The sequence below is a fragment of the Nesterenkonia sp. E16_10 genome (assembly GCF_017347085.1).
Lineage (GTDB): Bacteria > Actinomycetota > Actinomycetes > Actinomycetales > Micrococcaceae > Nesterenkonia.
In genome coordinates this window covers 1-3,414 of record NZ_JADPSA010000047.1, presented here as the reverse complement: position 1 = coordinate 3,414, position 3,414 = coordinate 1, and the positions used below count along the sequence as shown (strand labels likewise).

The window sequence follows — 3,414 nt, the reverse complement described above, 5'->3', positions numbered from 1 at the left end:
GACCACGGAAAAGACTAGGTTTTCAGAAGCCGATCGAACTGATCGAAGACCTCCTGTTGCAATGACCGCCAGAATCCGCCGGTCGCTCACCGGGCACTCAAACTTGCGTGGAGTGCTCGGTGCACGCTGAGGGATCGGCTTGCGCGCAGCGCCGGGTTCATCACCTTGGCACTTTTCCTGGTCGGCTGGAGTGACAAGGAAGCACTGGGCTGCTGGCGAACCCTGTAGCACGCTGTGAGGGGGATCCCGGCGATTCAGTTAGTCGTTGAGGTCAGGAACGCCTTCTTCATTGCGTTGGCCACCGTAATTCTGCTGCATCTCATCTAGCAGGTCGCCGTCGACGGACATCACGTGCCAGTTCGCTCCGCGCAAATGCTCAATCAGGCCCTGCTCTTCCATTTCCTGCACCAGGGCGTCATCCTCGCCGAGTTCCCCAGGGTCGGCCTCTTCATCCCACACTGTGAGCGAGTGGCCTTCCGCGCACATGGCCTGCTCTCCGAGGTCGTACGTCGTGCTAGTCATAGCGTTGCATTCGTGCCCTGCAGACTCCACGGAGGATGAGAGGTCTGCGACATCCTCGAACGTTGTATCACTGGCGGCTGCACTACATGAGGTCGCCACCAGAAGAACCGCAAGTATCGGAAAGGCGCCCGTGACGGTCTTTGATGATTTGGGTTTCATATACTCACTATGGCACAGATCTATGCGATTAAAGGGTGGTTAATTCGTGCTCTCGTCCGCGCTCACGCATCTCCCCTGCACCTTGATCATTCCAGGCTGGCGGCGTCCCGCGCCAAGGAACTGGGACGGCCACAGCTGGATCTAGCGGACTCGCTCTCTCTTCTGCGATCCACACTCGCCCTGGCAGCGTGGGATCAACGAGAACACCAATGGGCTCTTGAGGCAGTACTTCCCGAAGGGCACGGACCTCAGTATCCATAGCGAAGCGGACCTGGACTGGGTGGCTCAGGAACTCAATGATCGACCACGGAAAAGACTAGGGTTTCAGAAGCCAATCGAACTGATCGAAGACCTCCTGTTGCAATGACCGCCACAATCCACCGATCCCTCAGCGTGCAGTTGGAAGAAGCTCCAGAACAGGGCTTGGATCAGTGCGAAGGCGTGCATGCGTCTCCACGTCGAACCGCTCGGTTCCATACTGCAACTTCTGACGCTCAAGCCCTTCCACGGGGAATCCGGCGCGAGTAGCGACTGTGCAGGATGCTGGGTTGTTGACCCGATGCCCTAGCTCGAGTCGGAAGAGCCCGTCCGCGAAGGCTTCGGCGGCCACAGTAGCGAGGGCACGTGATGCGAAGCCTTGGCCGCGTGCTGCGGTGGTGAGCCAGTAGTACGCCCAGGCCGTACCGTGGCGTCGTTCGATAGCCGCTAGTCCGACATTGCCGACAGCTACACCGTCGAAAACGATCGCCCAGTTGCGCGAGGACTCAGTAAACGCAAGGTGCTCGCGTATGTGATGGCGGGCGCGGTCAACCTCTGAAAGATCGACGCCACCGAACTGGGTGTGTAGGTCAAGGTTCCCTTTAGACGCATCCGAAAGAGACGCAGCGTCTTCATCTTTCCAAGGACGCAGTTCCACAGCCATACGGTCGATCCTCTCAGACGAACAAACCAACCCGTACCCTGCGCGCAAGCCGATCCTCTTGCGGTCCCGTGCCCGCGCTGTGACTGGCACACTGGCCGCATGGCCTTCGAGCGGTTCCCAATCTGAAGACTCACCGAGAATTCCTCCAACACCCTAGGCCGGCAGAGTTGGCCGGCAACGTTGGCGCCTGTTGCTACGATCCTCGATCACGGGCTGGATCTCGGTCCGGCTACCGTCTTGGTGGGTGAGAACGGGTCCGGTAAGTCGACCATCATCGAGGCAATCGCGTTGGCCTACGGTCTCTCACCCGAGGGAGGCTCGACCGGAGCCCAGCACACCACACGTTCCACAGAGTCGGTACTCGCCGATCACCTCCACGTGGTCCGCAACGCCGGTACCACCCGACGCGGATACTTCCTCAGAGCCGAAACGATGCATAGCTTCTACACCTACCTCGAGGTGAACCCCAGCACGAGCGGTCGGCCGGACGTTGCGTTTCACGAGATGTCCCACGGCGAATCATTCCTCGAACTCGTGGCTAATCGATTTCGTGGGTCGGGGCTGTGGGTCCTCGATGAGCCAGAATCAGCACTGTCCTTCTCGGGTTGCCTGGCGTTGCTCAGCATATTGAAAGACATCGTGGCCGCGGGAGATTCACAGGTGATCCTTTCGACGCACTCACCCCTGCTGGCTGCCTTGCCAAATGCTCAGATACTCGAAGTGGGCAGCTGGGGCCTGCGTCCTCGACAGTGGGAGGATCTCGACCTCGTCACGAGCTGGCAAGCATTCCTCGCCGCACCCGAGCGCTACCTCAGACACCTCTAGCTGAATCGCCACCTCAAGCCTCATCTGCCAAGCTCGCCTGCACGGAGCGGGATCGGCTTTCGGGCAGGGTTTCAACTGCCGCGAACCACCGGACGTCCCCGCGCCCGGGGTCGACGGTTCGGAAACTTCGGTCCCTACATGCTCAACAGGTGCAGGATCAGGAAGGCCGCCGCGGTCAGCAGGAGCAGGATCCCCGTCACCCAGCACACCCGCGCTGGCCCGACTCGTTCCGGCGCTTTCGGCGCAGTAGCCATCATGATCACTGCGGCGACCGAGATCAGGACCGCCATCACGATGTACCACGGAGTTTGGTAGAGCCAGGAATAGAGGACGAAATGCATGCTGACCATTGAGGCAAATGCAACCGGCAGCAGTGAGTAGCGCTCTGTGACGGCCAGGTAGATCAGAAAGGGAAGGCCCAGCAACTGTGACGTGCCGATCAGGATCGAAAGCTGCGTGATTTCTGCGGGGACCGGACTGGGCTGGTTGAAGGCTCCGATCAGGAAGGATAGTCCGATTGCCGCCGGAAAGGCGATTACGCCCTGGAACAGCGTTGCTACGGCGGCAGTGCGCGAGGTCGCCCTCTCCCACAGCACTGCACATACCAGCCAGGTCATCCCATACGCGAGGAGGAAGGCTGCCCCAGAGATGTTCTGATCGGCTAGCTCTTGCAGTGGAGAAGTCAGGTTCATGATCGGCGCCCTCCGGTCAGCTGTTGTTGGGAGAGATGGTACGGGAACTATTGTCTGCTCCAGCAGTGCATCGGAAAGACAGGGTCGACTCAAGGGGTCTGATTGAAGGGGTTCACAGTCTTTGCCGCCCACAGGCCGAGGGGACCGTGGCGAATGGTGGCCGACGCTGCAATGCGCCAACCTTGCACGAAAAGGGATCGGCGGATTCTGGCGGTCATTGCAACAGGAGGTCTTCGATCAGTTCGATCGGCTTCTGAAAACCTAGTCTTTTCCGTGGTCGATCATTGAGTTCCT

The 3,414-nt window shown here is 59.7% G+C and carries 4 protein-coding genes and 1 pseudogene; 2 read left to right on the top strand and 3 right to left on the bottom strand.

Going from position 1 to position 3,414, the window contains the following annotated elements:
• Positions 1–258: 258 nt before the first annotated feature.
• A complete protein-coding gene (locus I2487_RS14225) occupies positions 259–522 on the bottom strand; it encodes a hypothetical protein (protein ID WP_207172852.1) in 264 nt (87 codons plus the stop codon).
• 319 nt (positions 523–841) lie between these two features.
• Here I2487_RS14225 and I2487_RS14220 point away from each other — a divergent pair.
• Positions 842–1,048 (top strand): annotated as a pseudogene (locus I2487_RS14220) (IS30 family transposase); the annotation flags it as partial.
• Positions 1,049–1,069: 21 nt separating this feature from the next.
• Here the strand turns inward: I2487_RS14220 and I2487_RS14215 are convergent.
• Positions 1,070–1,603 (bottom strand): GNAT family N-acetyltransferase, encoded by a 534-nt coding sequence (locus I2487_RS14215; protein WP_207172854.1) that lies wholly within the window; start codon positions 1,601–1,603, stop codon positions 1,070–1,072.
• 180 nt (positions 1,604–1,783) lie between these two features.
• Between I2487_RS14215 and I2487_RS14210 the strand changes: the two genes are divergently transcribed.
• Positions 1,784–2,428, top strand: coding sequence for an AAA family ATPase (locus I2487_RS14210; RefSeq protein ID WP_207172855.1), 645 nt, complete (start codon positions 1,784–1,786; stop codon positions 2,426–2,428).
• 134 nt (positions 2,429–2,562) lie between these two features.
• Here the strand turns inward: I2487_RS14210 and I2487_RS14205 are convergent, their stop codons facing one another.
• The gene (locus I2487_RS14205; RefSeq protein WP_207172856.1) at positions 2,563–3,120 is read right to left on the bottom strand and encodes a DUF7010 family protein; all 558 of its coding nucleotides are present in this window, start codon (positions 3,118–3,120) and stop codon (positions 2,563–2,565) included.
• Positions 3,121–3,414: the final 294 nt, after the last annotated feature.

Excerpts from the sequence above, each read along its gene's own strand:
- I2487_RS14215 (WP_207172854.1), bottom strand. The coding sequence starts at position 1,603 with ATGGCTGTGGAACTGCGTCCTTGGAAAGATGAAGACGCTGCGTCTCTT.
- I2487_RS14225 (WP_207172852.1), bottom strand. The coding sequence starts at position 522 with ATGACTAGCACGACGTACGACCTCGGAGAGCAGGCCATGTGCGCGGAA.
- I2487_RS14205 (WP_207172856.1), bottom strand. The coding sequence starts at position 3,120 with ATGAACCTGACTTCTCCACTGCAAGAGCTAGCCGATCAGAACATCTCT.